We start from the raw sequence: 527 nt of genomic DNA, 5'->3' as shown, positions 1-527 counted from the left end.
CGCCCTTTCACGGCGGTAACAGGGGTTCGACTCCCCTACGGGATACCATGGGTCGTTAGCTCAGTTGGTAGAGCAGTTGACTTTTAATCAATTGGTCGCAGGTTCGAATCCTGCACGACCCACCATTTTATGTAAATGGGGCTATAGCTCAGCTGGGAGAGCGCCTGCCTTGCACGCAGGAGGTCAGCAGTTCGATCCTGCTTAGCTCCACCATTTATACTAAATGGGCGATTAGCTCAGTTGGGAGAGCACCTGCCTTACAAGCAGGGGGTCACTGGTTCGAACCCGGTATCGCCCACCACTTTCTAAATGTTCTTCGCTAGTTTTATCTAGCCGCGCAAGTTAACTTATGCGGTCGGTAAAGTGACGCTGAGAATCGTTAGAAAGTGTGAAAAACACTTTGCTCTTTAACAATTTGGAAAGCTGACAAAGTAATTTATCTTGATAGATAAGTTACTTGTAAAGTTCTCAATCTTTATCTTTTGATAAAGACCAAAAATACACATTCAAGTGTGCTTGGTGAAAAA

At 45.4% G+C, this 527-nt stretch carries 3 tRNA genes; all 3 read left to right on the top strand.

Features of this window, described 5'->3' with window-relative positions:
• Positions 1-49 precede the first annotated feature (49 nt).
• Positions 50-125: transfer RNA gene (locus AACS00_RS07955), tRNA-Lys, on the top strand.
• Between the two features lie 12 nt (positions 126-137).
• Positions 138-213: transfer RNA gene (locus AACS00_RS07950), tRNA-Ala, on the top strand.
• A 12-nt stretch (positions 214-225) separates the two neighbouring features.
• Positions 226-301: transfer RNA gene (locus AACS00_RS07945), tRNA-Val, on the top strand.
• Positions 302-527: the final 226 nt, after the last annotated feature.

This window comes from Vibrio sp. 11986-1-5, from assembly GCF_963878025.1.
Taxonomy (GTDB): domain Bacteria; phylum Pseudomonadota; class Gammaproteobacteria; order Enterobacterales; family Vibrionaceae; genus Vibrio; species Vibrio injensis.
Note: the sequence above shows the minus strand (reverse complement) of the source record. Positions and strands in the feature narration are given on the sequence as shown.